Source organism: Streptomyces sp. Ru71 (genome assembly GCF_002920535.1).
Classification (GTDB): domain Bacteria; phylum Actinomycetota; class Actinomycetes; order Streptomycetales; family Streptomycetaceae; genus Streptomyces.
The window spans coordinates 118,630-145,339 of the sequence record NZ_PQSS01000012.1; the positions used below are offsets into that span (position 1 = coordinate 118,630).

Annotated in this window: 21 protein-coding genes, 1 pseudogene and 1 riboswitch; of the genes and pseudogenes, 11 read left to right on the plus strand and 11 right to left on the minus strand. The window is 73.1% G+C overall.

The features are described from left to right. Positions 1 to 535: 535 nt before the first annotated feature. Positions 536 to 823 carry a chorismate mutase gene (locus C3489_RS10600; RefSeq protein ID WP_103781504.1) on the minus strand — a complete coding sequence of 96 codons (288 nt, stop codon included), beginning with the start codon at positions 821 to 823 and terminating at the stop codon, positions 536 to 538. Positions 824 to 1,162: 339 nt separating this feature from the next. Between C3489_RS10600 and guaA the strand changes: the two genes are divergently transcribed. Beyond that, a complete protein-coding gene (gene guaA, locus C3489_RS10605) occupies positions 1,163 to 2,743 on the plus strand; it encodes a glutamine-hydrolyzing GMP synthase (RefSeq protein ID WP_103781505.1) in 1,581 nt (526 codons plus the stop codon). A gap of 227 nt (positions 2,744 to 2,970) precedes the next feature. Here the strand turns inward: guaA and C3489_RS10610 are convergent, their stop codons facing one another. Next, entirely contained in the window at positions 2,971 to 3,444 is a 474-nt protein-coding gene (locus tag C3489_RS10610; RefSeq protein ID WP_103781506.1) for a pyridoxamine 5'-phosphate oxidase family protein, read from the minus strand. A gap of 116 nt (positions 3,445 to 3,560) precedes the next feature. On the opposite strand from C3489_RS10610, the gene C3489_RS10615 reads away from it, so the two are divergent. From C3489_RS10615 to C3489_RS10625, 3 genes are all read left to right on the plus strand, one after another. Continuing rightward, a complete protein-coding gene (locus tag C3489_RS10615) occupies positions 3,561 to 4,355 on the plus strand; it encodes a class II aldolase/adducin family protein (protein ID WP_103781507.1) in 795 nt (264 codons plus the stop codon). 187 nt (positions 4,356 to 4,542) lie between these two features. Further along, positions 4,543 to 5,820 (plus strand): hypothetical protein, encoded by a 1,278-nt coding sequence (locus C3489_RS10620; protein WP_103781508.1) that lies wholly within the window; start codon positions 4,543 to 4,545, stop codon positions 5,818 to 5,820. 95 nt (positions 5,821 to 5,915) lie between these two features. Further along, positions 5,916 to 6,440 carry a DoxX family protein gene (locus C3489_RS10625; protein ID WP_103781509.1) on the plus strand — a complete coding sequence of 175 codons (525 nt, stop codon included), beginning with the start codon at positions 5,916 to 5,918 and terminating at the stop codon, positions 6,438 to 6,440. 63 nt (positions 6,441 to 6,503) lie between these two features. Here C3489_RS10625 and C3489_RS10630 read toward each other — a convergent pair whose 3' ends face one another. Both C3489_RS10630 and C3489_RS10635 read right to left on the minus strand, forming a co-directional pair. After that, positions 6,504 to 6,704: a hypothetical protein gene (locus tag C3489_RS10630; RefSeq protein ID WP_103781510.1), complete on the minus strand. Its 201-nt coding sequence runs from the start codon at positions 6,702 to 6,704 to the stop codon at positions 6,504 to 6,506. Then, positions 6,691 to 8,055, minus strand: coding sequence for a PspC domain-containing protein (locus C3489_RS10635; protein WP_103781511.1), 1,365 nt, complete (start codon positions 8,053 to 8,055; stop codon positions 6,691 to 6,693). Before C3489_RS10635 ends, C3489_RS10630 begins: the two co-directional genes overlap by 14 nt. A gap of 142 nt (positions 8,056 to 8,197) precedes the next feature. On the opposite strand from C3489_RS10635, the gene C3489_RS10640 reads away from it, so the two are divergent. Further along, complete coding sequence (locus C3489_RS10640; protein ID WP_103781512.1) at positions 8,198 to 9,526, plus strand: ATP-binding protein; 1,329 nt, start codon at positions 8,198 to 8,200, stop codon at positions 9,524 to 9,526. Then, on the plus strand, positions 9,523 to 10,236 hold the full coding sequence (locus C3489_RS10645; RefSeq protein ID WP_103781513.1) for a response regulator transcription factor: 714 nt from the start codon (positions 9,523 to 9,525) through the stop codon (positions 10,234 to 10,236). The genes C3489_RS10640 and C3489_RS10645 overlap by 4 nt, the downstream gene beginning before the upstream one ends. A gap of 33 nt (positions 10,237 to 10,269) precedes the next feature. Here the strand turns inward: C3489_RS10645 and C3489_RS10650 are convergent, their stop codons facing one another. Continuing rightward, positions 10,270 to 11,340, minus strand: a complete 1,071-nt coding sequence (locus C3489_RS10650; protein ID WP_103781514.1) for a C40 family peptidase — start codon at positions 11,338 to 11,340, stop codon at positions 10,270 to 10,272. Between the two features lie 369 nt (positions 11,341 to 11,709). Between C3489_RS10650 and C3489_RS10655 the strand changes: the two genes are divergently transcribed. Beyond that, positions 11,710 to 12,063 carry a hypothetical protein gene (locus C3489_RS10655; RefSeq protein WP_103781515.1) on the plus strand — a complete coding sequence of 118 codons (354 nt, stop codon included), beginning with the start codon at positions 11,710 to 11,712 and terminating at the stop codon, positions 12,061 to 12,063. On the opposite strand, the gene C3489_RS10660 is transcribed toward C3489_RS10655, so the two are convergent. Together C3489_RS10660 and C3489_RS10665 are read right to left on the minus strand one after the other, a co-directional pair. Next, a complete protein-coding gene (locus tag C3489_RS10660) occupies positions 12,041 to 13,045 on the minus strand; it encodes a tellurite resistance/C4-dicarboxylate transporter family protein (RefSeq protein ID WP_103781516.1) in 1,005 nt (334 codons plus the stop codon). The two genes, C3489_RS10655 and C3489_RS10660, sit on opposite strands and share 23 nt — an antisense overlap. A 67-nt stretch (positions 13,046 to 13,112) precedes the next feature. Continuing rightward, positions 13,113 to 14,273, minus strand: a complete 1,161-nt coding sequence (locus C3489_RS10665; protein ID WP_103781517.1) for a C40 family peptidase — start codon at positions 14,271 to 14,273, stop codon at positions 13,113 to 13,115. A 7-nt stretch (positions 14,274 to 14,280) separates the two neighbouring features. After that, positions 14,281 to 14,444: riboswitch (cyclic di-AMP (ydaO/yuaA leader) on the minus strand. A gap of 240 nt (positions 14,445 to 14,684) precedes the next feature. On the opposite strand from C3489_RS10665, the gene pcrA reads away from it, so the two are divergent. Beyond that, entirely contained in the window at positions 14,685 to 17,159 is a 2,475-nt protein-coding gene (gene pcrA, locus C3489_RS10670; protein WP_103781518.1) for a DNA helicase PcrA, read from the plus strand. A 39-nt stretch (positions 17,160 to 17,198) separates the two neighbouring features. On the opposite strand, the gene C3489_RS10675 is transcribed toward pcrA, so the two are convergent. Together C3489_RS10675 and C3489_RS10680 are read right to left on the minus strand one after the other, a co-directional pair. Continuing rightward, on the minus strand, positions 17,199 to 18,818 hold the full coding sequence (locus C3489_RS10675) for a M23 family metallopeptidase (RefSeq protein WP_103781519.1): 1,620 nt from the start codon (positions 18,816 to 18,818) through the stop codon (positions 17,199 to 17,201). A 171-nt stretch (positions 18,819 to 18,989) separates the two neighbouring features. Next, the gene (locus tag C3489_RS10680) at positions 18,990 to 19,946 is read right to left on the minus strand and encodes a triacylglycerol lipase (RefSeq protein ID WP_103781520.1); all 957 of its coding nucleotides are present in this window, start codon (positions 19,944 to 19,946) and stop codon (positions 18,990 to 18,992) included. Between the two features lie 417 nt (positions 19,947 to 20,363). On the opposite strand from C3489_RS10680, the gene C3489_RS10685 reads away from it, so the two are divergent. After that, entirely contained in the window at positions 20,364 to 20,780 is a 417-nt protein-coding gene (locus C3489_RS10685; protein WP_103781521.1) for a cobalamin B12-binding domain-containing protein, read from the plus strand. Between the two features lie 190 nt (positions 20,781 to 20,970). Here the strand turns inward: C3489_RS10685 and C3489_RS10690 are convergent, their stop codons facing one another. Both C3489_RS10690 and C3489_RS10695 read right to left on the minus strand, forming a co-directional pair. After that, positions 20,971 to 22,590 carry a DUF5691 domain-containing protein gene (locus tag C3489_RS10690; RefSeq protein WP_103781522.1) on the minus strand — a complete coding sequence of 540 codons (1,620 nt, stop codon included), beginning with the start codon at positions 22,588 to 22,590 and terminating at the stop codon, positions 20,971 to 20,973. 54 nt (positions 22,591 to 22,644) lie between these two features. Continuing rightward, a complete protein-coding gene (locus C3489_RS10695; protein WP_103781523.1) occupies positions 22,645 to 24,000 on the minus strand; it encodes an SWIM zinc finger family protein in 1,356 nt (451 codons plus the stop codon). 133 nt (positions 24,001 to 24,133) lie between these two features. Between C3489_RS10695 and C3489_RS10700 the strand changes: the two genes are divergently transcribed. Both C3489_RS10700 and C3489_RS39255 read left to right on the plus strand, forming a co-directional pair. After that, on the plus strand, positions 24,134 to 25,264 hold the full coding sequence (locus C3489_RS10700; RefSeq protein ID WP_103781524.1) for an AAA family ATPase: 1,131 nt from the start codon (positions 24,134 to 24,136) through the stop codon (positions 25,262 to 25,264). A 272-nt stretch (positions 25,265 to 25,536) separates the two neighbouring features. Further along, positions 25,537 to 26,710: pseudogene (locus C3489_RS39255) on the plus strand (DUF5682 family protein); the annotation flags it as partial.

A 26,710-nucleotide genomic window follows, 5' to 3' on the forward strand; every position in this document is an offset into this window, starting at 1 on the left:
GGCGCGCACGACGGAGCCACGCGTCCGGCGCGTACGACAGAGCCACGCGTCCGGCGCGTACGACAGAGCCACGCGTCCGGCGCGTACGACGGAAGGGCCCCGCGGGAGCTCGCCGCGGGGCCCTTCTCTCGTCAGCACCGACGTCAGGGCAGCGCCGGTGCCTGGGAAGCGGCGCCGGGGGGTTGCGCCGCTGGTCTCGATGTTCGACGGGACCGTCGACCCGGCCCTGGTGCGTGCAGTGCCTGTCGGCGGGTCCCGCCGGCCGGCCCCGGGCGTCCCCGGAGCCGGCCGTTCTCTTGGGTGACCGGGCTGCTGTCCCCTGCCGTCCGGTCACTTCCCTGGAGCGAGGTCCCACGACGCACAGCACGATCCGTACGCCTCATCGCTCCAGCGAGCCACGCGTGGTTCTTTCGGGCCCGCCCCTGGCTGGCACGGACACCGGTACCAACGAAGCAGCCCGGTGCGGGTCACGCGCCGTACGGGTGAGGGCGCATGCGAACTCAGGAGCGACGGGCAGGGAGGTGCGGGCGTCGGCTCAGACGCGGCCCCGGCACAGCTCCAGCAGCGTCATCGCGAGCGCGGTGCCCGGCTTGCCGAGCGCCTCGCGGTAGTGGCCGAGGATCTCCATCTCGCGCGAGAGGTTCACCCGGCGGCCGCCGGAGGAGATCCGGGCCTCCTGGATCACGGCCGAGACGGCCATGCGTTCCTGGATCAGGCCGATGATCCGGTCGTCGAGCGCGTCGATGCGCTCCCGGGCGCCGGTGATCACATCGGCGGCCTCGGCGGTGTGCGCGCCGGTCACGTCGGTGGCGGTGACGGTCATGAAGGGCTCCTCGTGAGGACGGGGTGCCCCGGAGCGGCAAGATCCGGAAAACACCAGGCGCCCCGGACCTTGTCGGCCCGGGGCGCCTGGGAAGTCGCTTGTCAGTTGCTCAAGCAGCACGACCATGGCAGCCGGCGGGCCGGTTGCCATAGGTAAAGACGAAGGTCTGGTGCTGGAGCATGGGCCCAGTATGCCGTGCACGGCGGGGGTGTCCAACATCGCCCGGATGGTGAGATGCGCGACTGTCGGGCCCGCTGCGGGCCGCGCGGACCGCTGCGCGCCCCCACCTCGGTAGAATTGGCCAGCACAGAGACCCCGCCCCACCGCCGGAAGGCTCCCGTGTCATCAGCGTCCCCCGCTGCCGCCGCCCCCGACACCGTTCTGGTCGTCGACTTCGGCGCGCAGTACGCCCAGCTCATCGCCCGTCGCGTCCGCGAGGCCCGGGTCTACAGCGAGATCGTCCCGAGCACCATGCCGGTGGCCGAGATGCTCGCCAAGAACCCGGCGGCGATCATCCTCTCCGGCGGCCCCTCGTCCGTGTACGAGGAGGGCGCCCCCCGCCTGGACCGCGAGATCTTCGAGTCCGGCGTCCCCGTCTTCGGCATGTGCTACGGCTTCCAGCTGATGGCCCAGGCCCTCGGCGGCACCGTCGACAACAGCGGCGCCCGCGAGTACGGCCGGACGCTGCTGCACGTCTCCCGGAACTCCTCCACGCTCTTCGAGGGCACCCCGGCCGAGCAGTCGGTGTGGATGTCGCACGGCGACGCCTGCTCCGCCGCCCCCGAGGGCTTCACGGTGACGGCCTCCACGGACGTCGTCCCGGTCGCCGCCTTCGAGAACGACGACAAGAAGCTCTACGGCGTCCAGTACCACCCCGAGGTCATGCACTCCACGCACGGCCAGCAGGTGCTGGAGCACTTCCTGTACCGCGGCGCGGGCCTGGAGCCGAACTGGACCACGGGCAACGTCATCGACGAGCAGGTCGAGGCGATCCGTGAGCTGGTCGGCGACAAGCGCGCGATCTGCGGCCTGTCCGGCGGCGTGGACTCCGCGGTGGCCGCCGCCCTGGTCCAGAAGGCCATCGGCGACCAGCTGACCTGCGTCTACGTCGACCACGGTCTGATGCGCAAGGGCGAGACCGAGCAGGTCGAGAAGGACTTCGTCGCCGCGACCGGCGTCAAGCTGAAGGTCGTCGACGCCGAGGAGCGCTTCCTCACCGCGCTCAAGGGGGTCACCGACCCCGAGGAGAAGCGGAAGATCATCGGCCGCGAGTTCATCCGCGTCTTCGAGCAGGCCCAGGCCGAGATCGTCGCCGACGAGGGCCCGGCCGTGGAGTTCCTGGTCCAGGGCACCCTGTACCCGGACGTGGTCGAGTCCGGCGGCGGCACCGGCACCGCCAACATCAAGTCGCACCACAACGTGGGCGGCCTGCCCGAGGACCTTGAGTTCAAGCTGATCGAGCCGCTGCGCAAGCTGTTCAAGGACGAGGTCCGCATGGTCGGCCAGGAGCTCGGCCTGCCGGAGGAGATCGTCCAGCGCCAGCCCTTCCCGGGACCCGGCCTCGGCATCCGCATCGTCGGCGAGGTCACCAAGGAGCGCCTGGACCTGCTGCGCGAGGCCGACGCCATCGCCCGCGAGGAGCTGACCGCGGCCGGCCTCGACCGCGACATCTGGCAGTGTCCGGTGGTCCTGCTCGCCGACGTCCGCAGCGTCGGTGTCCAGGGCGACGGCCGCACCTACGGCCACCCGATCGTGCTGCGCCCGGTGTCCTCCGAGGACGCCATGACCGCCGACTGGTCCCGGCTGCCGTACGACGTCCTCGCCAAGATCTCCACCCGGATCACCAACGAGGTGCGCGACGTCAACCGTGTGGTCCTCGACGTGACCTCCAAGCCGCCGGGGACCATCGAGTGGGAGTAGGGCCTAGGCCCTGTCGTTTGGATCAGGCCGGCTGCGAGAAACGGTGCCTCTCGGCCGGCCCGAGCGGGGGCGATGGGGGTGCCCCCGCGCGAGCTTGATTCGAGCGTGGGGGAGCGTGCAGCTGCAAGGCGGAGGAGGGCGACAACGCGGAGCGTTGGCAACCGACGACAACGCGGCAGATGCGCGTGCCAGACCCCGCGACGCCGGGATGATCCAAACGACGGGGCCTACGTGCGCTTGAGCGTGCGCAGGGGCTCACCGGGCTTCCAGACCTGGGTGACGAGGTACTTCTCGTCCTCCACATAGGTCCTGACGACTTCGGTCGGCTCGGTACGGAAGAGGTGGAACGGCTGCGGCGGTTCCGCCTCTTTCGCGTATGCGGACTTCTCGGGGCCGTCCGGCACCTCGTACGCCCGCCCGCTGATCCGTACGTCCCCGCCGCCCATCCCGGTGCCCTCCCCGGGGTTCGCCTGGAGCGCGAAGCGGGGGTCGCGGTGCAGGTCACGCGCCTTGAGCGAGCCGTCCATCATCCCCAGCCAGAGGTGGCCGTGCCGGAAGTCGACCTCCAGCCCGGAGGTGCGCGGGGAGCCGTCCCTGCGCAGGGTGACGAGGACGTGGTGGGTGAAGGCGCGGAAGCGTTCCTCGACGATCCGGGCGAAGTCCGGCTCGGCGGCGGTGAAGTCTGTCCAGTCAGCTGCCATACGGCGATTCTGTCGCCCAAAGGCGACATCTCCTGTCGTCTTTCGGCTGGGTCTGTTCTCCTCGGCTGACCGGCGGTAACTTCCCGCCCGTAAAGCCATCGAGTGCCGGAGGACCAATGCCCGGGCCCACTCCGCCCCCACCCCTGCCCAGCGACCGGCTGCTGTTCGCGATGCCGCCCAAGCACGCCTCCGTCGAGGACGAGCGCCGGTACCGCAAGGAGCGGCTCGCGGGGGCGCTGCGGATCTTCGGCCGGCTCGGCTTCGAGGACGGCGTCTCCGGGCACATCACCGCACGCGACCCCGAGTTCACCGACTGCTTCTGGGTCAACCCCTTCGGTCTGCCCTTCCGGCACGTCACCGTCAGCGACCTGGTGCTCGCCAACTCCGACGGCCAGGTGATCGAGGGCCGCTACCACGTCAACCAGGCCGCCTTCACCGTCCACGCCCGGGTGCACGCCGCCCGCCCGGACGTCGTCGCCGTCGCCCACTGTCACTCCGTGCACGGGCGCGCGCTGGCCGCCCTGGGCGAGCTCATCGACCCGATCACCCAGGAGAGCTGCGCCTTCTACGAGGACGTCGCGCTGTACGACGCCTACACCGGCGTCGCCGTCGACGCCGAGGAGGGCCGCAGGATCGCGGACGCGCTCGGCTCGCGCAAGGCGCTCGTGCTGCGCAACCACGGGCTGCTGACCGTGGGCGACTCGGTGGACGCCGCCGCCTGGTGGTTCGTGACGATGGAACGCTCCTGCCAGGTCCAGCTGGCCGCCAAGGCCGCCGGGCGGCCCGTCCTGATCGACCACAAGCTGGCCACCGCGACGCGCGAACAGCTCGGCGGGGATCTGGTGGCGTGGATCAACTACCAGCCGATGTGGCAGGACATCACCCGCAGCGAGCCGGACCTGCTCACCTGAGGCCCCAGGGTCAACACGGCGACGCCGGATTCACCCGCGCTGACCAGACCTGGCGGCCGGGGAGTGCGCCGGGTAGGGCACAATTCGCTCGTCGCGGGGGGAGTTGTCCACCGGTGGCCGGATGTCCGGCACAGGCCGCCGGTGATCGGCGTCGGTGATCAGGGTCGTGGGGAAGGCAGGCTCGGACGTGGCGGTGCAGGAGGCGAGAGGCGGTGCGCCGGCGGGCGCGCACGAGGGCGGCTGCACCTGCGGGGACTGCCCGCACGGGGCGCGCGAGGGACACCGGCGCGCGGTCGCGGCGTTCCTCGTCAAACGCGACGAGTTCGCCGCCGGTGAGGGCCTGCCGGCCGCCGTGGCGCACTCCGCGTCCGCCTCCCGGCAGTGGGTCTCCGAGGAACTCACCCAGTCCGCCGCCCTGGTCGCCGAGCGGGGCCGCGCCGAGGGCGACGCCTGGCTGACCGGGCTGTGGCGGCGCACCGTGTACCCGGTCTGGGCGGCGGTCGTCGTCCTGCTGCTGGTCCAGTCCCTGACCGCGATCGGCGCCGGCTGGAGCGCGGCCCGCACCGCCGGGCTGCTCGCCGCGCTGCTCGTCGCCCTCGCCCTGACGGCGGCGTCCTGGTTCCACCGCGCCCGCGGCGGAGTGCTGGCGCCCGTGATCGGTGAGGACAACCGGCTGTCGACCTCCCGCGCGGTGGCCGCCTGCTGGGTCCTCTTCGTGGCCTACGCGGTGCTCGTCCTGGCCGGGCAGCTCGCGGCGGCCTCTGGGCACCGCCGCCGCGACGCCCTGATCTCCGGCCTCGAACTCTCCCGTGGCGCCGGCACGGTGACCGTGCTGGCCGTGGTCTGCGGGATCGCCGTGCTGGTGCGGCGCGTGGTGGCGCTGCGAGTGCTCGGGCAGCGGCTGCAGAAGGTCCGCGCGGACCGCCCGCGCGCCGCCGACCTGCTCACCGACGACTCCGGCCGGGGCGCCTTCGCCGACCTCCAGTACGTCGTGATCAGCGCGGTCGCCCTGGTGTTCACGGCGGTACGGCTGGCCCGGCGCCCCGACCAGCTGCCCGACCTGCCGTGGGGGCTGGCGGTGGTGGTGCTGATCTCGGCCGCGACCTATGTCGCCGCCAAGTACGCCGAGGGCGGCCGTCCCGTGATCCTCTCCGTCGTCCGGGCCCGGGAGGCCGGCGACCTGGACGCGCCGATCCGCCAGGGCGACGACATCGAGATCCGCGGCGCCGGGTTCGTCCCGCCGGGCGCGCAGGGCGCCGACCGGCTGTCCAGGATGACGGTGCGCATCGGGGCGGTGCATGTGCACGTCCCGCTGATCCCGGTCACCGGCGGCTTCAGCAACCCCACCGACACCGTGCTGACCGTGCCGGTCCCCGCCGACGTCGAGCCGGGCCGGGTCGAGGTGCAGGTGGTGACCGCGGCGGGCGCGGAGACGAACCGCTACACCATCGACGTGACCGAGTGAGCGGATTGGCCGAGTCCCGGACGGATTGAGCCGATCGCCGCTTGCGTACGTATCGTCGGGTGACGGCACCGGCGGGCGAGAGGCGGCTGGAAGAGATGACTCACAGCATGCGTACGGACACACGCACCCCCCACCTCCCCGGCGGCGCCACCTGGCGGGACTCCGCCGCCCGCTACGCCCTGCTGCCGCTGCGGGTGTTCCTGGGCGTCACCTTCGTCTACGCGGGTCTGGACAAGCTCACCGACAGCGGCTTCATGCAGGCCTCCGGCGCGGGGTCCATCGGCGACACGATGCGCTCCGTCCGCGACTCGGCGGCCATCCCGGCGCTGGTCGACCTGGCGCTGAAGAGTCCCGTCGGCTTCGGCTACGCCATCGCCTTCGGTGAGCTGGCCGCCGGCATAGGCATCCTGCTCGGCTTCCTGGGCCGCCTCGCCGCACTCGGCGGCGTCTTGATCTCGCTGAGCCTGTGGCTGACGGTGTCCTGGGCCACCACCCCCTACTACTACGGCAACGACCTGGCTTATCTGATGGCCTGGCTCCCCCTGGTCCTGGCCGGCACCCCGCTGTTCTCGGTCGACGCGCTGCTGCGGGCACGCCGGCGGGCCAGGGCGTACCAGTAGGACTGCCGGGCAGGACGGCGCCGGGCCCGGACGCCCGTGGGGTGTCCGGCCGGCCCCGGCCGGTCAGCCCGGGCCGCGGCGGCGTATCCCCCGGCAGACCACGCCCACCGCGCCCGCCAGGCACAGGCCCCCCACGACGAGGGGGATCGCGGTGAACCACGGCGTGTGCCACAGGCCGCCCGCGTCGCCCGCGTACAGGACTCCCGCGACGGTGAGGGCGAGGCCGGCGACCAGCCGGCCGGGCTGGAACTCATGACGCAGCACGGGTCACCTCCACCTGTCCGACGCCGGCCTGCAGGTCCAGGTCGAGCGTGCCGGCCTTCTTCGGGCCGGTGACCGGTCTCAGGGTCACCTGCTGGTGCCTGCCCGGCTCCACGTCCACGTCGTTCGCCTCGTCACCCGGCAACTGGATGTCACCCACCCCCACTTCGATGTCCGCCGTCACCGTCACCTCCGGCGGCACGATCACCCGCACCTTGCCCACGCCCACGTCGGCCACCGTGGCGACCGTACGGCCCGGAGCCACCTCGATCCGGGACAGGTCGAGCGTGCCGACGCCCGTGCCCAGGTGGTACTTCGGCTGGATGTCCGCCACCGCCGCCGGCCGCCACGTCGTCCGCGTCCACTGCGTGCCGATGTCGTGCGGCAGCGCCGCCGACGCGGTGAGCAGCGCCGCCGTGACCAGGGACCAGAAGATCGACCCCGCACCCGTGCGTCCGAGGAACGCGCTGACGGCGATCCCGGCCCCGAACACCACCAGCGCCCCGGCCAGCCCCGCCTGCAGGCTGGTGCCGAGCGGGTGGTCGTGCCAGGTCAGCCCGGTGCCGAGGCCGCCAGCGACCAGCGCCAGCAGGAACACCCAGCCGCCTATCCAGCGCGGACCGCGCGGTACCGGCCGGACCGTGGCACGCTCGGGTGCCGTGCGCTCCGGGGGCACACCGCGGCTGATGTTGACGGCCGCCGCGACGTCCCGGTCGTGCGGGTCGCCGGGTCCCCACAGATACCCCGTGCCACCGACATGGGTGCCGTCCTTGACTATGGGGTCGCGCCACCAGGACGGGTAGGCGGCAGCGGCCGGCGGCGCCTGCGCTTCCGGCGGGGCGTCCGCCGCGGCCTGCGCGGCCAACGGGTCGGGGCTCGTCCCGCCGCGCCGCTGCGACCAGTACCCGGCGCCGGCCAGCAGCAGCGAGAGCACCACGGCGAAGGTGAGCACCCCGCCGTTGCGCAGCATCGACAGGAACACCCCGCAGCCGACGAGCGCGAACAGCACGGCCGCCAGCGCCTGTCCGTCGACCCGCCCGGTGAGGAGCTTGCGCACCTCGTTCTCGTCCTCGTCGTCGTAGGGGACGAACAGCCAGGCGAAGCCGTAGAAGATCAGACCGATGCCGCCGGCCGCGGCCAGCACGGCGAGCGTGATCCGGAAGATCACCGGGTCCATGTCGCAGCGCCGCCCCAGCCCGGCGCACACCCCGGCGATCGTCCGGTGCCGGTGGTCGCGCCGGAAGCCGTGCGGCGGCCCGGCCGGGCCGGTGTCCGGCTCCCCGGTCGCGGCCGTCGCGCCGGACGCGGCACCCGGCCCGGGCACCCCGTCCGCTGCGTGCTGGTGATCGGTCATGGGTCCATGGTGACGGTCGGGGCGCCGCCGCGGCAGTCGGGACGACCCTGGCCCGACCCTGATATCGCCCCTGACCCGGACGCCCGCGACACGCCGCCCCCACCCGGAGCGAAGATCAGGGGCGTCTCGGGGGCCGACCCTGATGCTCCGCACCGCCCGCCGTGTGACCATCGATGGCATGCCGGAAGCCGCAGCAGCGCCCCTCGACGATCCGCGGCCGCCGCGCAAGCTCTACCGCAGCAGCGACGGACGCTGGCTCGGTGGCGTGGCGCGGGGGCTCGCGGGGCATCTCGGGCTGCCCGTGATCTGGGTCCGCCTGGTCTTCGTGGGCCTGTTCATGGCCGACGGCCTCGGCGCTCTGCTGTACGCGGCGTTCTGGTTCTTCGTGCCGCTCGGCGTCGGCGGCGTCGACGCGCAGAAGCCACCGGCCCTGGTCGGCACCGAGATATCGCCCGACGGCCGGCGCAGACTCGTCGCCCGCAAGCCCGACAAGGGCCAGATCGTCGCCCTGCTCCTCATGGTCGTCGTGGCCCTGATCTTCGTGAGCAGCGTGAACATCGGCAACGGCGCCAAGGCGTATCTGCTGCCCGCGGTGCTCGTCGCCGCGGGTGTCGCCCTGGTGTGGCGGCAGGCGGACAACGCCCGCCGGGCCCGCTGGGTCGAGGTGGGCCGCCGCCGGCGCACCCTGACCCTGCTGCGGACCGTGGGCGGCGTGCTGCTGGTGACGGCCGGCGTGTCCGGCATCTTCGTCCTGCAGGGCTCCGCCGCGCACCTCGGCTCGGTGCTGCAGGCCGCGCTCGCGGTCCTCGTCGGGATAACGCTGCTGGCCGGCCCGTATCTGGTGCGCATGACCCAGGACCTGTCCGAGGAGCGCCTGATGCGCATCCGCGCCCAGGAGCGCGCGGAGGTCGCCGCCCATGTCCACGACTCGGTGCTGCACACCCTGACCCTGATCCAGCGCAACGCCGACAACCCGGGCGAGGTGCGCCGCCTGGCCCGCGCCCAAGAACGCGACCTGCGCACCTGGCTGTACAAGCCGGAGGGCACCGGCAAGGACGAGGCCGACGAGCCGGCCACGCTCGCCGACGCCGTCAAGCGCAACGCCGCCGAGGTGGAGGACAAGCACGGCGTGGCCATCGAGGTGGTCGTCGTCGGCGACTGCCCGCTCGACGAGCGGATCGCCGCGCAGATGCAGGCCGCGAGGGAAGCGATGGTGAACGCCGCCAAGTACGGTGGCGAGGGCGGCCCGGTGCAGGTCTTCGCCGAAGTCGAGGGCAGGACGGTGTTCGTGTCCGTACGGGACCGGGGCCCCGGCTTCGACCTCGACGCGATACCCGCCGACCGCATGGGCGTGAGAGAGTCGATCATCGGCCGGATGGAGCGCAACGGCGGCACGGCGCGGCTGCGCGCGGTGCCGGGCGGCGGCACCGAGGTCGAGCTGGAGATGGAGAGGGCGGAGAAGACGTCATGAGCGACCCGACCGAGGCGAACGGTACGGCGGAGACCGGCGGCACGGGCGAGCGCCGGGTGCGTGTGGTCCTCGTCGACGACCACCGCATGTTCCGCACCGGCGTGCAGGCCGAGATCGGCCGGACCGAGGAGACGGGCGTCGAGGTCGTCGGCGAGGCCGCGGACGTCGACCAGGCGGTCACCGTCATCACCGCGACCCGGCCCGAGGTGGTCCTCCTCGACGTCCACCTGCCGGGCGGCGGCGGCGTCGAAGTGCTGCGCCGGTGTGCGGCGTTGATGGCCGACGCCGAGCAGCCCGTGCGCTTCCTGGCGCTGTCCGTGTCGGACGCCGCGGAGGACGTGATCGGCGTGATCCGCGGCGGCGCCCGCGGATACGTGACGAAGACGATCACCGGCAGCGACCTCGTCGACTCGATCTTCCGGGTCCAGGAGGGCGACGCGGTGTTCTCCCCGCGCCTGGCCGGGTTCGTCCTGGACGCCTTCGCCTCCACCGACGCCCCGCCGGTCGACGAGGACCTCGACCGGCTCACCCAGCGCGAGCGCGAGGTGCTGCGGCTGATCGCCCGGGGCTACGCCTACAAGGAGATCGCCAAGCAGCTGTTCATCTCGGTGAAGACGGTCGAGTCCCATGTCTCGGCGGTGCTGCGCAAGCTCCAGCTGTCCAACCGCCACGAGCTGACCCGCTGGGCGACGGCCCGCCGGCTGGTCTGACCCCGGAAGGCGAGGCCGAGGCGACCGCCGGGCTCACACCACCCGTGTCGCGCCCGCGAACGGCATCTGGTCGATGGGGGCGAGGCGCACCGGGGCCGACGGGTTGGGGGCGTGGATCATCTGCCCGCCGCCCACGTAGATGCCGACGTGGCTGATGCCGGAGTAGAAGAACACCAGGTCGCCCGGGCGCAGTTCGGAGCGGGAGACGCGGCGGCCGGCGCCGATCTGCGCGTAGGTCGTGCGCGGCAGGGAGACCCCGGCGGAGCGGTAGGCGGCCTGCACCAGGCCCGAGCAGTCGAAGGCGTTCGGGCCGGTCGCGCCCCACACGTAGGGGCTGCCGAGCTTGCTGTAGGCGTAGGCGACGGCGGCCGCCGCCCGTGCGTCGGGGGCCTCGGCGGTCACGGACCCCGGCGCGGTGAGGGCCTCGCGTGCGCCGGCCGCGTCGCGTGAGGCGCGGTCCGTGCCGGGCGTCTGGGCGCCGATCCGCCGCCGCTCCTCGGCGGTCAGCCGGGACAGCAGCCGGCGGGCCTCGTCCAGCTTGGCGGTGATCGTCTGCTTCTGCCGCTTCAGCTCCGCCCGACGGGAGCGCAGCGAGGCGAGTTCCACGCGCGCGGCGCCGCGCAGCCGCTCGATCTCGCGCAGTTGACCCCGCACCTGGGCGACGGCCGTGGCCTGCCGGTGGCCGGCGCGTTCGGCGAGCGCGGCGCCGTCCAGGTACCGCTCGGGGCTGTCGGAGAGCGCGAGCTGCAGCGCGGGGTCGAGGCCGCCGCTGCGGTACTGGGCGCTTGCGACGGAACCCAGCGCGTCCCGGGCCTCGTTCAGCCGCTGCTGCTTGCGTGCCGTCTCGTCCTGCAGGTCCTTCAGCCGGCGCTCGGCCGCCCCCGCCTTCTCCTGGGCGCCGTTGTACTTCTCGGTGGCCACCTCGGCCTGCTGGTACAGCTTGTCGACCTGGGCCTTGACCTGGGCCGGCGTCAGTGGGGGCTCGGCGTGGCCGGTGCCGTCGAACGCCGTCGCCGTCGCCGCGCCCGCGAGGGCGACGGTGAACGCCGTACGGGCCGTCTGGCCGCCGAGCGGGCGTTGTCGGGGCTTGCGGTGCGCTGCCACGTGGACTGCACGTCCTTTCCTGCGACGCCGGTTGCCGCCTCAGAGCCGGCCGAGCGGGGGCACGCCCGGCGGTGACCCGACAGGGGAGCGGGGCACCGCCGGGCCCTTCGGCGGTGGTGACCGACGGCCGCCCCTGGCCCGGACGGCGGTGGGGAGCCGGCCACCTGGTGGAGGACGCTAAACCCGTGAGTGACGGGAAGGTGACGGCGTGTACGGAACTGGCGCGAGTGGACCGCGAGGTGACCGCATCCGACCGTGATCCCGGTCCCATGGCGGCGATTTCACGCAGTGGGCCGACCGATGCGGCGGTCCGAGGGACGGCAGGGGCGGCGGAGTGCTACGGACCGAATATGGCTAGGCTCCGGCCCCATGGACATACTCATCCATTTTTTAGTCGCCTGTCACATCATCGGTATCGCCTCGCTCCTGGGCGGGTTCCTCACCCAGCGGAAGGCGATGGTCCAGGGCACGGCCCGCTTCGTCCCCGCGATGCTGCACGGCGCCCTGGTGATGCTCGTCACCGGCGTGGCCCTGGTGGGACTGAACAAGGCCGACGACCACTCCGTCAACAACGTCAAGATCGGCATCAAGCTGGCGCTGCTGGTCGTGATCCTCGCCCTGACCTACGTCAAACGCGACGAGGAGAAGGTGGACAAGCCGGTGTTCGCGCTGGTCGGCCTGCTCACCATGGCGAACATCTTCATCGCGGTGCTGTGGACGTGAGCGCGTAACGGGCCGAGGCGGCGGCCCCCGCGGCCACGGCCAGCCAGGCGGCCACCGCGATCCACAGCAGCGCCTCACCCAGCTCTTTGAGCCACGGCACGTCGACAGCGGCGGCGACGGACAGCGTCGCCGCCGCCGTCATACCGAGCGGGAACACCGTGGCCCACCGGCGGGTGTCATAGGTGAGCCGGGGCCGCACCACCTCGGCAACCGCTAGGAGTACGTACCAGACCAGGTCGAGGATCAGTAGAGCGACGGTCAGGAACCGCAGGACGCCGCGGTCGTCGTCGTTCCACAGATACAGCCGCGCGCTGTCGGCGGCGAGCAGCTTCGCCCCGGCGAGCGCGGAGATCGCCAGCGCGCCGCCCGCGATCCAGTGGTCGCCGGGCCCCTCCCACACCTGCCGCAGGTCGAAACGGGCCAGGGCGATGCCGTAGAGCAGCAGGCCGAGCGCGAACAGCACCAGAGCCGTGTGCGCGAGCCAGGCCGTCGCCAGGGTGCCCGCGAGGACGGCGGCGAGCACGGCCAGTCCCTGCGTGGCCACGCAGGCGAGGAACACCGCGCCCGGCATGCGCGGCTTCCAGTGCCCGATGACCGTGACGGTCAGCACCGGCCACAGCACCGCCGCCAGCGCCAGCAGCGCCTCGGCGAGCGTGGTCCAGCCCAGCAGCACGAACCGGGCGCCCAGCACCGTCGTCGCGGCCACCGACGTCAGCGCGCCCGGCGTGGCCGCCTCGGCCTCCCAGCGCGGGCGGTCCGTCAGCAGCCGCAGGGCGAACTCCGCGGCCAGGCCCAGCCAGCCGGCGCAGGCCGCCACCAGCCAGATCCGGGACAGCAGCTCGTACCCGGTCAGCCGCAGCCCTATCGACACGATGCCGGTGGCCATCACGGCGGCCCCGGCGGCCGGGGTGCGCTGCGACCACCACGCGCGCAGCGGGTACGGGGAGCCGGACGCGGCCTGCCGGCGCGAGGAAACGGACATGCCGTCGATGCTAGGAACCGACGGCGCACCCCGCGCACGGGGCACGCGCACCGGCCGGTGCAAACCGTCAGGCCGGGCGTACGACGCTGTGGATGGCCGACTCGCCGTCGTAGTAGATGGACTCCTCGCGCACATAGGCGCCGGGCTTGGGGGCGTGGATCATCATGCCGCCGCCGATGTAGACGCCGACGTGGCTGACGTCGTCGTAGAAGAACACCAGGTCGCCGGGCTGGGCCTGGGACAGCGGGACGGTCGTGCCGGCGTTCACCTGGTCGTAGGTGGTGCGCGGCAGGTCGACGCCGGCGGCCTTCCAGGCGGCCTGGGTGAGACCGGAGCAGTCGTAGGAGTCGGGGCCGGTGGCGCCCCACACGTACGGCTTGCCGATCTGCGCGCGGGCGAAGGCGAGCGCCTTGTCGGCCTGGGAGCCGGTGCTCGTGCTCCCGGTGCCGGTGCCCGTTCCCGTGCTCGTGCCGCCGGTGCCGGTCGAGGAGCCGCCGCCGTCCTGCTGCTGGGCCTGCTGGGCGGCCTCCTGCTGCCGGGCCAGTTCCGCGGCCTTGCGCGCGGCCTCCTCCTGCTTGCGCCGCTCGATCGCCGCGAGCCGCGCCTTCTCCTCGGCGGTCAGCCGCGCCAGCAGCTCACGCGCGTCGGCGAGCTTCTTCTGCACGGTGGCCTTGGCGGTGCGCAGATCGTTCTGCGACTCGGTGAGCGTGCGCAGGCTGTCGGTGGCCTCGCGGCGCTGCCTCATCGTCTCCGACTGCTGGGTGACGTAGTCGTCGACGGCCTCCTTCTGGTGGCTGGTCAGCCGGTCCATCAGGTGGCTCTGGTCGAAGTACTGCTGCGGGGAGTCGGCGAGCAGGAAGGTCGCCGTGCCGGGCAGGGAGGCGCCGCCGGTGCGGTACTGGGCGGCGGCGAAGGACCCCAGCTGCTCCCGCGCCTCGTTGAGCTTCTGGGTGCGCCGGGCGACGTCGTCCATCAGGGCGTCGGCCCGCGTGCGCTGCTTCGCGGTCCGCTCCTTGGCCGCGTTGTACTTGTCGGTCGCGGTCTCCGCCTGCCGGTAGAGGTCGTCGACCTTCTTCTCGACCTCCTCCAGGCTGGGCCTGTCGTCCGCGGGCGCGGCGCCGGCCGTCTGCGAGAGCAGGGCGACGGAGGTGAGGGCGGCCGTGGCCAGGGCGGGGGTGCGTATTCCGGTGAGGGTGCCGGCGGGACGCGACTTGCGGTGCGACGCCAAGGGAGGCGACTCCTTCCAACGCGCCGCCTACCGGGTTAGCTGTCGGGTTCGGGCGGGTGGAAGGTGCGCCCTACGGCTCCCGTGCGCGGGAGGTCCGATTCACCCCAGGTCTCGGTCGGGTCCCCGGCTCCGGACGCCGCGCGGGCGTGCCGGACTCGGCGGAGGCCGCGCGGCCCGGCGACGTTCGCCGGTGGAGGTCGTACGGCCTGGGCGGCACGGTAGCCAACTCGTGTGCCTGCTGTGAAGGTTGGTGCGTGATATGCCCGATACATTTCCGTGACCATGGCGTGCCGTGGCCGGACGGTGATGCTCAGTGACCTGGCCCGTCACCGACCGCTGCCGCACGGTGACGTGTGATGTTCCCCGGACGGGCCACAGGTTGTCAGTGGGGCGCCCTAGACTCGGAGAGCGATGAGCAGCCTCTTTGACGACAGCTTCCTGGCGGACCTCCAGGCCCCGCGGGCCCACGCGGAGGAACCCCCGCCGCCGCCCGAGGACGATCACGCTCCGGAGCCGCTTCCGGACGATCTGTTCGGCGGGAAGTTCGACGTGCCGCCGGACCGGGACGAGTACTACCGCGACGGCGCCCCGCGCCCCGCGATCGACTCCGCCGCGCTGCTGGACGGGCTCAACGACAACCAGCGCGCCGCCGTCGTGCACTCCGGCTCCCCGCTGCTCATCGTCGCCGGCGCCGGCTCCGGCAAGACCCGCGTGCTCACCCACCGCATCGCGTACCTGCTCGCCGAGCGGGACGTCCACCCGGGCCAGATCCTCGCGATCACCTTCACCAACAAGGCCGCGGGCGAGATGAAGGAGCGCGTCGAGCAGCTCGTCGGCCCGCGCGCCAACGCGATGTGGGTGATGACCTTCCACAGCGCGTGCGTGCGCATCCTGCGCCGCGAGTCCAAGAAGCTCGGCTTCACCTCGTCGTTCTCGATCTACGACGCCGCCGACTCCAAGCGCCTGATGGCCCTGGTCTGCCGCGACCTGGAGCTCGACCCCAAGCGCTTCCCGCCCAAGTCCTTCAGCGCCAAGATCAGCAACCTGAAGAACGAGCTGATCGACGAGGAGGACTTCGCCGCCCAGGCCGCCGACGGCTTCGAGAAGACCCTCGCCCAGGCCTACGCCCTGTACCAGTCGCGGCTGCGCGAGGCCAACGCCCTCGACTTCGACGACCTGATCATGACGACGGTCAACCTGCTGCGCGCCTTCCCCGACGTGGCCGAGCACTACCGCCGCCGCTTCCGGCACGTCCTGGTCGACGAGTACCAGGACACCAACCACGCCCAGTACGCCCTGGTGCGCGAGCTCGTCGGCACGGGGGAGTACGACGAGGACCTCCCGCCCAGCGAGTACGACACCCCGCCCGCCGAGCTGTGCGTGGTGGGTGACGCCGACCAGTCGATCTACGCCTTCCGCGGCGCGACGATCCGCAACATCCTCCAGTTCGAGGAGGACTACCCGGACGCCACGACGATCCTGCTGGAGCAGAACTACCGCTCCACGCAGACCATCCTGTCCGCCGCCAACGCGGTCATCGAGCGCAACGAGTCCCGCCGCCCGAAGAACCTGTGGACCAACGCCGGCCAGGGCGCCCGCATCACCGGCTACGTCGCCGACACCGAGCACGACGAGGCCCAGTTCGTCGCCGACGAGATAGACCGCCTGGTCGACGCGGGCGAGGCCAAGTCGGGTGACGTCGCCGTCTTCTACCGCACCAACGCCCAGTCCCGTGTCTTCGAAGAGGTCTTCATCCGCGTCGGCCTGCCCTACAAGGTCGTCGGCGGCGTCCGCTTCTACGAGCGCAAGGAGGTCCGTGACGTCCTGGCCTACCTGCGCGTCCTCGCCAACCCCGAGGACTCCGTCCCGCTGCGCCGCATCCTCAACGTGCCCAAGCGGGGCATCGGCGAGCGCGCCGAGGCGATGGTCGACGCCCTCGCCCAGCGCGAGAAGATCAGCTTCCCGCAGGCCCTGAAGCGGGTCGACGAGGCGTACGGCATGGCCGCGCGCTCCACGAACGCCGTCAAGCGGTTCAACACGCTGATGGAGGAGCTGCGCACGATCGTCGAGTCGGGCGCCGGTCCCGCCACGATCCTGGAAGCCGTCCTGGAGCGCACCGGCTACCTCGCCGAGCTGCAGGCCTCCACCGACCCCCAGGACGAGACCCGCATCGAGAACCTCCAGGAACTGGCCGCCGTGGCCCTGGAGTTCGAGCAGGAGCGGGAGGAGGGCACCCTCTCGGACTTCCTCGAACAGGTCGCCCTGGTCGCCGACTCCGACCAGATCCCCGACGAGGACGAGGAAGGCTCCGGCGTCATCACCCTGATGACCCTGCACACCGCCAAGGGCCTGGAGTTCCCGGTCGTCTTCCTCACCGGCATGGAGGACGGCGTCTTCCCGCACATGCGCGCCCTCGGCCAGACCAAGGAACTGGAGGAGGAGCGCCGCCTCGCCTACGTCGGCATCACCCGCGCCCGGGAGCGGCTGTATCTCACCCGGTCGGCGATGCGCAGCGCGTGGGGCCAGCCGTCGTACAACCCGCCCTCCCGGTTCCTGGAGGAGATCCCGCCGCACCACGTCGAGTGGAAGCGCACGGGCGGGGCCGCTCCGGTCTCCTCCGGGCCCGCCTCGGGCATCGCCGCGTCGCTGTCCTCGTCCCGCTCGCGTTCCTCCGCCGCGGGCGCGTCCGGGTTCGCCACCCGCCGTGCCGGGGACAAGCCGGTGGTCGCGCTGGCCGTCGGGGACCGGGTCACGCACGACCAGTTCGGGCTGGGCACGGTCGTCGCGGTGAAGGGCACCGCCGACAAGGCCGAGGCGACGATCGACTTCGGCGACGGCAAGCCGAAGCGGCTGCTGCTCAGGTACGCGCCGGTGGAGAAGCTGTAAGTCCCGTGCGGTTCCGGGGGCTTCGGCCCCCGGACGGGCTCAGGTCGGGTCCAGACCGTGGCTGCGCAGCCACGGCAGCGGGTTGATCGCCGAGCCGCCGCCGGGGCGTACCTCGAAGTGCAGGTGCGGGCCGGTGGAGTTGCCCGAGTTGCCGGAGTACGCGATCGGCTGGCCGGCCTTGACGCTCGTACCGGAGGACACGCGGTAGCTGGAGAGGTGGCAGTACCACGTCTCCGTGCCGTCCTTCGCGGTCACGATCATCATGTTGCCGTAGGCGCTGTTCCACTGCGTGCGCACGACGCCGTCGGTCGCGGCCATCACCGTGGTGCCGTACGACACCGGGAAGTCGATACCGGTGTGCACCGACATCCAGTTGATGCCGGCCTGCCCGAAGTAGGCGCTCAGACCGTGCTGGAGGACCGGCAGCGCGAACTTGGGGCGCATCCGCTCCTTGCGCGCCGCCTCCTCCGCGGCCTTCTTGCGCTCCAGCTCCTGCTGCGCCTTGAGGTCGATGCGCTCCTGCGTCCGGCTGGCCCGGTCGGCGAAGTCGTCGGCGCCGGCGGACAGGCTCGCGAGCTGGGTGTCCAGCTTGTTGTTGGCGGCGGACGGTTTCACCGCGTGCGCGTCGGAGGCGGTGACGGAGGTGTCCGAGCCGCCGTCGTCGCTCAGCGCTCCGACGGAGGCGGCGGCGGCGCCGGCGACACCCACCACACACGCCGACGGTACGGCGATGGTCAGCAGCGCCGACCGCTTGGCGGGCGTACGGCGGCGGGAGCGGGACGCGCCCCGTGCCGCCGCGCGGGATGCCGGGCGCGGGGTGTTCTCCTCCTGCTCCTCCAGGAGCGGTGCGGAGGCCAGGTCGACGGCGGGCAGCTCACCGGTGGACGCCAACTCGCCCTCGGTGTCCCCGTGTTCCTCGTAGGAGACCTGGTCGAAGGTGGCGGTGGCGGCTGCGGTGTGCTGGTCGTGCTGGTCCTGCTGGTCGAAAGGTTCCGGCTGGTGTGCGTAACCGCCGGTCATGTCAGTGGCGCCACCGGAGTTCCACTGCGTCGCGTCGTAGACGCCGGTGTCGTAGGCCTGCGTGCCCCAGTCCCACTGCTGGGTGGCGTCGGCGGTGGACTGGTCGGGCTGGAGCCAGGCGGACGCGTCCCACTGCCCGGAGACATCGGCGGCGGTGGCCTGCGGCGGAATGGCCGACAGATGCTGGTAGTCGGCCGTCCACGCGGTCGTGTCATAGGCGCCGGTGTCGTAGGCGGCGTGGTGCTGGGCCGCGTACGGGTCCTGGTGCAGGGCCTGGTGACCGCCGGTGGCCCACTGGCCGGTGTCGTAGCCGCCGTCAGCGGGCATGCTGCCGAAGAGCGGGTCGGTCGCGAACGTCCCTGTGCTGTGGGCGCCGTTGGAAAAACCGCTCGCGTCGTACCCGCTGTACGTGGTGAAGTCGCCGTACGGGGCGTCCTGCCCGCCGTACGACGCGTACTGCGCCGAGGCGGCGTCGGAAGCCGGAGCCGGGGTGGTCATGGTCCCCGACGGGTGACGGTCGTTCACCAACTTCTCTTTCGCCTCGACAACAGGGGCTGCCAGAGCAGTGCGGCGACTGTACCCGGCGGTACGCGGGCACGACAATCTTCGTCTGGTTTCCCGCGCGCAGGAAACGGGCATTCGGTCGTCTTTTGGCCTGTCCAGACGCGGGCTTGGCCTTGCGTTCGAAGACTGTTCGACAATCCGTCACCGTCGAGACGCTTCCCGACGGCCGAGGACCTGTTCCGGAGCGGGGCCGTCCGGTCACACGGGGTGACCGGAGCGTCGGTCGCGACCGGTCGGCCTTCCAGCTCAGGCCACGGTCAGGCCGCCCGTGTGCGCGCCGGTGTCCGTTCCGGGGAGCTCCGCGTCGAGGGCCTGGCGTATGCCGGCCGCCACGGCCGGGTGGACCGGCAGGGCCAGATGGCCGATGCCCGTCACCCGGATGTTCTGCGCGAGCAGGTCGGGGTGGTCGATGCAGGCCGACTCCAGCGGGTCCATCAGATGGTCCAGGTCGCTCCAGAAGCTCACGAACCGTGTCCGGCAGCCGGGCGCCGGCTGGGCCAGCTCCAGCAGCACCGGCGAGCCGGGCCGCATCTGGCGCACGATCGGATGGGCGTTGGCCAGCGGCGCCACCCGGGTGCCGGAGTGCGGTGTACCCAGCGTCACCAGCGTGCGCACACGGTGATCGCCGGCCAGGCGCTGCACGTAGTAGCGGGCGATGAGGCCGCCCAGGCTGTGCCCGACCACGTCCACCCGCTCACTGCCCGTGCGCTCGCATATCTCCTCGATGTGCCGGCCCAGCAGCTCGGCCGCGATCCGGATGTCGCAGGTCAGCGGCGAGTAGTTGAGCGACTCGACACGCTGCCTGCCGTGCTGGGCGAGATTGCGGCGCAGCAGCAGGAACACGGACCGGTTGTCGATGAAGCCGTGCAGCAGCACCACGGGCGGATGCGCCGGGGCCGGCAGCCGGGCCGGGTCCGGGCTGTCGTCGGTGCCGTCGGCTCCGGTGTCGTCGGCTCCGGTGGTGGCGTCGAGGGAGCCGGCGTCGAGGGAGGTGCGGGCGCCGCGGACGGGCGGAGCCGGCAGGGCGGCACGGCCCCGACGCTCCTGGACGATGCCCGAGGGATACAGCAGGAGGTGCCCGGTGAGGATCGCGAGCTCCAGGGCGGTCGCCTTCAGCAGGGCCACCGAGAGTCCGGCCAGCCGGTTCGGCAGGAAGCGCTGACAGAGGGGGAGAAAGGGATACAGAACCCTGGTGACCTTCATGGCCGACCTCCTGTCGGCACCCGGGGGAACGGCCCTGTCTCCCGTGTGCCCTCGTGGAAGCCGTGGCCGAGGCCTTCGAGGGGGGTCCTGCGGCGTGTGCGATGTGCTCCTGTGTCGATACGCCGCGCCACCGGGCCGCTCGTAGGGCGGCGGGGCGGCACGGCGACCTCGTTGCGGCTCCCGTGGCGCGTGTTCCTTCCGGGGTACGAGTGCCCCGAAAGTGTCCGGCGCATGACTCCCGGAAACCGGGAACCCTGCGCGATGAACATGTCCCACTGTGTGATTTCCCCCTCGCTGTGCACCGCGAAACTGCCGGTTGCGGGATGCTGGCGATAACGTTCGTTCACTTCCCCGGCCGGTGTGGGTACCGAGGTACTCGTCGGTAGGGATGAATGCAGTCGCTTCATGGAGGCAGTGATGGGTGTGGCAGCCGGTCCGATCCGCGTCGTGGTGGCGAAGCCGGGGCTCGACGGCCACGATCGCGGGGCGAAGGTCATCGCGCGTGCGCTGCGCGACGCGGGCATGGAGGTGATCTACACCGGGCTCCACCAGACGCCCGAGCAGATCGTCGACACCGCGATCCAGGAGGACGCCGACGCGATCGGTCTGTCCATCCTCTCCGGGGCGCACAACACGCTCTTCGCGGCCGTGATCGAGCTGCTCAAGGAGCGGGACGCCGCGGACATCCTGGTCTTCGGCGGCGGCATCATCCCCGAGGCCGACATCCCGCCGCTGAAGGAGAAGGGCGTCGCGGAGATCTTCACCCCCGGCGCGACGACCCAGTCGATCGTGGACTGGGTCCGGGCGAACGTCCGCCAGCCTGCGGAGGCCTGAGCAGCGTTGCGGGCGGCCGGGGCGGCGGCCGGCGGCCCGCGGGTCGTCGGGACGGCCTTCGGCGGTCCGCTGTGCTGGTGGCTCAGTGGGCTGCCGTGACGGTGGGTTTCGGTGGACCGGCGCAGCCGCGGGGTCCGCGGGCCCGCTGCTTCGGCGGGCTCCGGTGACTGACCGTAGCTGCTGCTCGGCGTCATGGCGCCTCCAGCTCCCGTGCCATCACCGCACGCAGGCGCAGTGTCGTGACCAGCCGCTGGAACGCCTCCGCCCAGTAGCCCCCGGCTCCCGGTGAGGCGTCCTCCGGCTCGTCCGGGACCGCGAGCAGCCCGTCGAGCCGTCCGGCCTCCGCCGGATCCAGGCAGCGCTCGGCCAGTCCCATCACTCCGCTGAAGCTCCACGGATAACTCCCCGCGTCCCGGGCGATGTTCAACGCGTCGACCACCGCCCGCCCGAGCGACGGCGCCCACGGCACCGCGCACACCCCGAGCAGCTGGAACGCCTCCGACAGACCGTGCGCCGCGATGAACCCGGCCACCCACTCGGCCCGTTCGCCGGCCTGGAGCGTGCCGAGCAGCTTGGCGCGTTCCGCCAGGGAGACCGCTCCCGGTCCGCCCGCCTCGGGCGCCGACGGTTCCCCGAGCAGCGCCCGTGCCCAGACCCCGTCCCGCTGCCGTACCGCCGCCCGGCACCAGGCGGCGTGCAGTTCGCCCTGCCAGTCGTCGGCGACCGGCAGGGCCAGGATCTCGCCGGGCGTGCGGCCGCCGAGCCGCGCGGACCAGGTGCTCAGCGGAGCGGCCTCCACCAACTGGCCGAGCCACCACGACCGTTCACCCCGCCCCGTCGGCGCCGTGGGCTGCACGCCGTCGCGCTCCATGTCCGCGTCGCACTCGTGCGGCGCCTCCACCACGATCGTCGGTTCCTCGCGCGTGCGGTCCAGGGCCACGCAGGCGCCCGCCCGGACCGCCATCCGTGCGGCCAGCGCCGACGCGGGCAGCGCCGAGAGCAGTTCGGCCGCCGTCGAGCGGACGTTGCGGCTGCGGTCGCCGAGGGCCTGCTCCAGGAACGGCTCGTCATCCGGGCCGAGACCCGTGCGCAGGGAGTCGAGGAACATCAGCCGGTCCTCGGCGCGCTCGGTGGCCCAGGTCCCGGCCAGCAGCGCACGGGCCCCCTCGGGATCGCGGGAGCGCAGCGCGGAGAGCAGGGCGACCCGTTCGGCGAACAGGCCCTCCTGCCACAGCCGCTCGATCTCCTCCCGCCCCTGCGGATGCGGCAGCGTCGTACCGCCGCCGGGCGCGGCCCGCAGGGCGAACCGCCAGTCGGGGTTGAGCCGGGCCAGCCACAGCGCGCGCGGCCCGGCGAACTCCAGTACCGCTGGCCGCAGATCCGTCCGGCCGCGGGCCGCGTCCAGCAGTGCGGGCAGCGCCTGGTGCGGCGGCGCCCAGCCACGGGCGTTGGCCGCGGCCAGCCACTGCGGCAGCAGCTCCATCAGGTCGGGAGCCGTGCCTCTGCGGCCACCGCCCGCGCCGGGCCGGTCGGCCAGCAGCCGGCCGAGTCTGCGGGCCGCCGCAGCGGGTAGCGGCGGGCGCGGGTCGACGGGGGCCGGCTCCGGCCGGGGCGCGGCAGCGGCGGGCCGCAGCCCGGCACGCCGGCGCACGGTCGCCGTGGCCGCGGCGTCCAGCAGCGCCACCGGGGCCTCCCGGCCGCCCGCCGGTGCCGGCGGAGTCCGCCGGTCGGTGCCGAGCAGGGCCGCGGTGACCAGCTCCTCCCAGCTGCCCGACCCGGGTCGGGTCAGGGGAGCCGCCGTCGTGTTCATGGGCTTCCTTTCGGTGGAGGGAGAGACGGGGCGGGACGGGCTCCCGGCAGGCGCTCAGAACACGGGGACGGCGTCCCCGGTGTCCTGGGCCCAGGCGGTGAGCGGGGTGAAGCCGCGGTGGCCGCACTCGCCGAAGACCGTCACCGCCGCGCCACCGGAGAGCGCGACCAGCCGCCACAGGCCGGGGCGGGCGGCCGCTGCCGGGGCCAGCGGCAGCGCGCCGGCGCCGTCCGCGTCCGCGAGCTGCCAGGAGTCACCGGCCGGCGTGGGTATCACCGACTCCAGCGTCACCGGGACCGACTCCAGCCACGGGTCCTCCCGCAGCGCTTCGCCGTAACGGGCGGTGGCCTGCCCGGTCGTCACCCCCTTGGGACGTACGGCCGTCGGCGCGGGCGCGGCGAACAGCTCGCCCAGCGACACCCGCCGCCGGCTGTCCCCCGGGTAGGCGGACACCTCCGCGTCGAGCGCCAGACCGACCGGCAGCGTCAGCTCCGGGGCGCGGCCGGCGGCGCCGTACGACAGCACCAGCGCCGTGCGGTCGGTGGCGGCGCCGTACAGCCAGATCCGGCGCGTCGTCAGCTTCGCGTCGCCCGTGTCGTACTGCGCGAGGACCAGCCACTGGTCGCGCACCGGCGGGCCGTCCGGCGCGGCGGGCAGGCCGACCCGGGAGCGGACCGTCGCCGACAGGTCCTCGGGCAGCTCCTCGCGGCGCAGCCACCCCTGGTCGAGGAGGTGCAGCAGCGCGCACTCCTCCAACAGCCGCACCGGCCAGCCCGGACCGGAACCGGGGATCGCCCCCAACTCCCGCACCCGCGCGACCAGCCCCGGCGCCTGCGCGTCGACCATCCGCGCTGCCGTCTCCTCCCACAGCCCGTACCCCGCCTGCTCGGCCGAGGCCAGACCGGACCGCAGCAGGTCCGCCAGTCGCTGTTCCAGCTCCGTGGCCCCGGCGGTGATCCGCTCCGCCCGGCGCTCGGCCCGCCTGCGCGCCGCCTCCGGGTCGGCGGCGGAGGACGCGGCAGCACCCTCGTCCGCCGCCCGCTTCCGCTCCGCCCGCTCCCTTCTCTCCCGGGTCCACTGCGCGACCCAGGCCGGCGGCTCGGCTCCCGGCACCGAGCCGTCGCCGGACGACCAGAGCAGCAGCAGCCCGAGCGCGTGCTTGCACGGGAACTTCCGGCTCGGGCAACTGCACAGGTACGCGGGACCGGAAGGGTCCGCCAGGTCCACGGCCGTCCGGTACGGCGTACTGCCGCTTCCCGCGCACAGCCCCCACACCGCCCCCTCGCCGGAACAGCCCGCCTCCGACCACGGCCCGGCCGCGCCGAGCTTGCTTCCCGCTTTGCGCGACGCGGCGTCAGGTGCCAGTGCCAGCACCTGGTCCGCACTCCAGCGCACCCCCTGCTGAGTCATGCCATCGAAGGTAGATCCCCCCACTGACAATCGGCCCGGCGAGCGCGTTTGCGCAGGTCGGAACGCATTGTCAGTGGGGTGGTGCAGGGTGGACACAGATCGCCGACCGGCCCAGCTGGAGGGGGACTTCGCCATGTCTGTGACCGTGGATCCGACTTCCGTCGAAGCGAAGGAGACGGAACCGGCCGAGGCGTTGCGGCCGCACGCCGAGGACGCCTTCGCCCATGAACTCGCCGCACTCGCCGCGCAGGACGACCGCCCGCGCCCGGCGCGCTGGAAGCTGTCGCCGTGGGCGGTGGCCACCTACCTGCTCGGCGGCACGCTGCCCGACGGCACGGTCGTCACACCCAAGTACGTCGGACCGCGCCGCATCGTCGAGGTCGCCGTCACCACGCTCGCCACCGACCGCGCCCTGCTCCTGCTCGGCGTACCCGGCACCGCGAAGACATGGGTGTCCGAGCATCTCGCCGCGGCCGTCAGCGGCGACTCCACCCTGCTCGTGCAGGGCACCGCCGGCACCCCGGAGGAGGCCATCCGCTACGGCTGGAACTACGCGCAGCTGCTCGCGCACGGCCCCAGCCGCGACGCCCTGGTGCCGAGCCCCGTCATGCGCGCCATGGCCGAGGGCATGACCGCCCGCGTCGAGGAACTCACCCGCATCCCGGCCGATGTGCAGGACACGCTGATCACGATCCTGTCGGAGAAGACCCTGCCGATACCGGAGCTGGGGCAGGAGGTCCAGGCGGTCCGCGGCTTCAACCTGATCGCCACGGCCAACGACCGCGACCGCGGGGTCAACGACCTCTCCAGCGCGCTGCGCCGCCGCTTCAACACGGTCGTGCTGCCGCTGCCGGCGAGCGTCGAGGCCGAGGTCGACATCGTCTCCCGGCGCGTCGACCAGATCGGCCGCTCGCTCGACCTGCCGGCCGTGCCCGACGGCGTCGACGAGATCCGCCGCGTGGTCACCGTCTTCCGTGAACTGCGCGACGGCGTCACCGCCGACGGGCGTACGAAGGTCAAGTCGCCCAGCGGCACGCTCTCCACCGCCGAGGCGATCTCCGTCGTCACCGGCGGGCTGGCCCTCGCCGCCCACTTCGGTGACGGCGTGCTGCGGCCGAGCGATGTCGCCTCGGGCATCCTCGGCGCGGTCGTCCGTGATCCGGCGGCCGACCGGGTGGTGTGGCAGGAGTACCTGGAGGCGGTGGTCCGCGAGCGCGACGGCTGGACCGACTTCTACCGGGCCTGCCGGGAGGTGAGCGCCTGATGCGTGGGGACGACGACCTGGGATGGGGCCGCTCGGCCGGCAGCGGCGGCAACGGGGGCAGCGGCGGCAGCGGCGGCTCGCAGGGCAACGGGTGAGGGTCGGGGCCGGCGCGGTGGAGGGCGTACGGGGACGGCGAGGCGTCGTGGTCGCGAGGGGGAGGACACGCGCCGCGCGGGTGGGGGGACCCGCGGTGCGGGGGAGCGGACCCGCGGTGCGGGGGAGGGGACCCGCGGTGCGGTGGAGGGGGATGCGATGAGGGAGAGGGGGATGCGATGACGGACGGCGAGGAGGCCCGGCGCGGATGGCCGGGCCCGGCACCGCTGCTGCTGGGCGTGCGGCACCACGGGCCCGGCTCGGCCCGGGCCGTGCGGGCGGCATTGGACGCGGCCCGGCCGCGGGCCGTGCTGATCGAGGGGCCGCCCGAGGCCGACGCGCTGGTCCCGCTGGCCGCGGAGGAGGACATGCGCCCGCCGGTGGCGCTGCTCGCCCACGCGGTGGACGAACCCGGCCGCTCGGCGTTCTGGCCGCTCGCCGAGTTCTCCCCGGAGTGGGTCGCCCTGCGCTGGGCCCTGGCCCACGACGTCCCGGCCCGCTTCATCGACCTGCCGGCCACGCACTCACTGGCCTGGGAGAAAACCCCAGGAGCCCGCCCGGGACCTCGACCGGCCCGAGGGGGACGGGGACGGGAGCGCCGGGCGGGACCGTCGGCCCGAAGGGGACGAGGAGGGGAGCGCCGGGCGGGACCGCCGGCCCGAGGGGGACGGGAACGCGGGGCTGGACCACCGGAGCGAGGCGCCGCACGGGGGCGTGGACGGGATGCGTCTCGATCCGCTCGCCGTGCTCGCCGAGGCCGCCGGGTACGACGATCCGGAGCGCTGGTGGGAGGACGTCGTCGAGCACCGGGGGCCGGGGCAGGAGGACCCGTTCGCGCCGTTCACCGTGGTCGAGGAGGCCATGGGAGCGCTGCGGGAGACCTACGGCAGCGGCGGTCACGACCGGGACGTGGTGCGCGAGGCCCATATGCGGCTGCGGCTGCGCGCCGCGCTCAAGGAGTTCGGCGACGACGTGGCCGTGGTGTGCGGCGCCTGGCACGTGCCCGCGCTGCGCCGGCGCACCACCGTCGCCGCGGACAGGGCGCTGCTGAAGGGGCTGCCCAAGGTCAAGGCCGACATGACATGGGTGCCGTGGACGAACCGCAGGCTGTCCCGGGCCAGCGGGTACGGGGCCGGTATCGACTCCCCGGGGTGGTACGGGCATCTGTTCTCCGCGCCGGACCGGCCCGTCGAGCGGTGGCTGACCAAGGTGGCCGGACTGCTGCGGGAGGAGGACCGTGTCGTCTCCTCCGCGCATGTCATCGAGGCGGTGCGGCTCGCCGAGACGCTCGCCGCCGTGCGCGGCCGCCCGCTGCCCGGGCTGAGCGAGACGACCGACGCGGTGCGGGCGGTG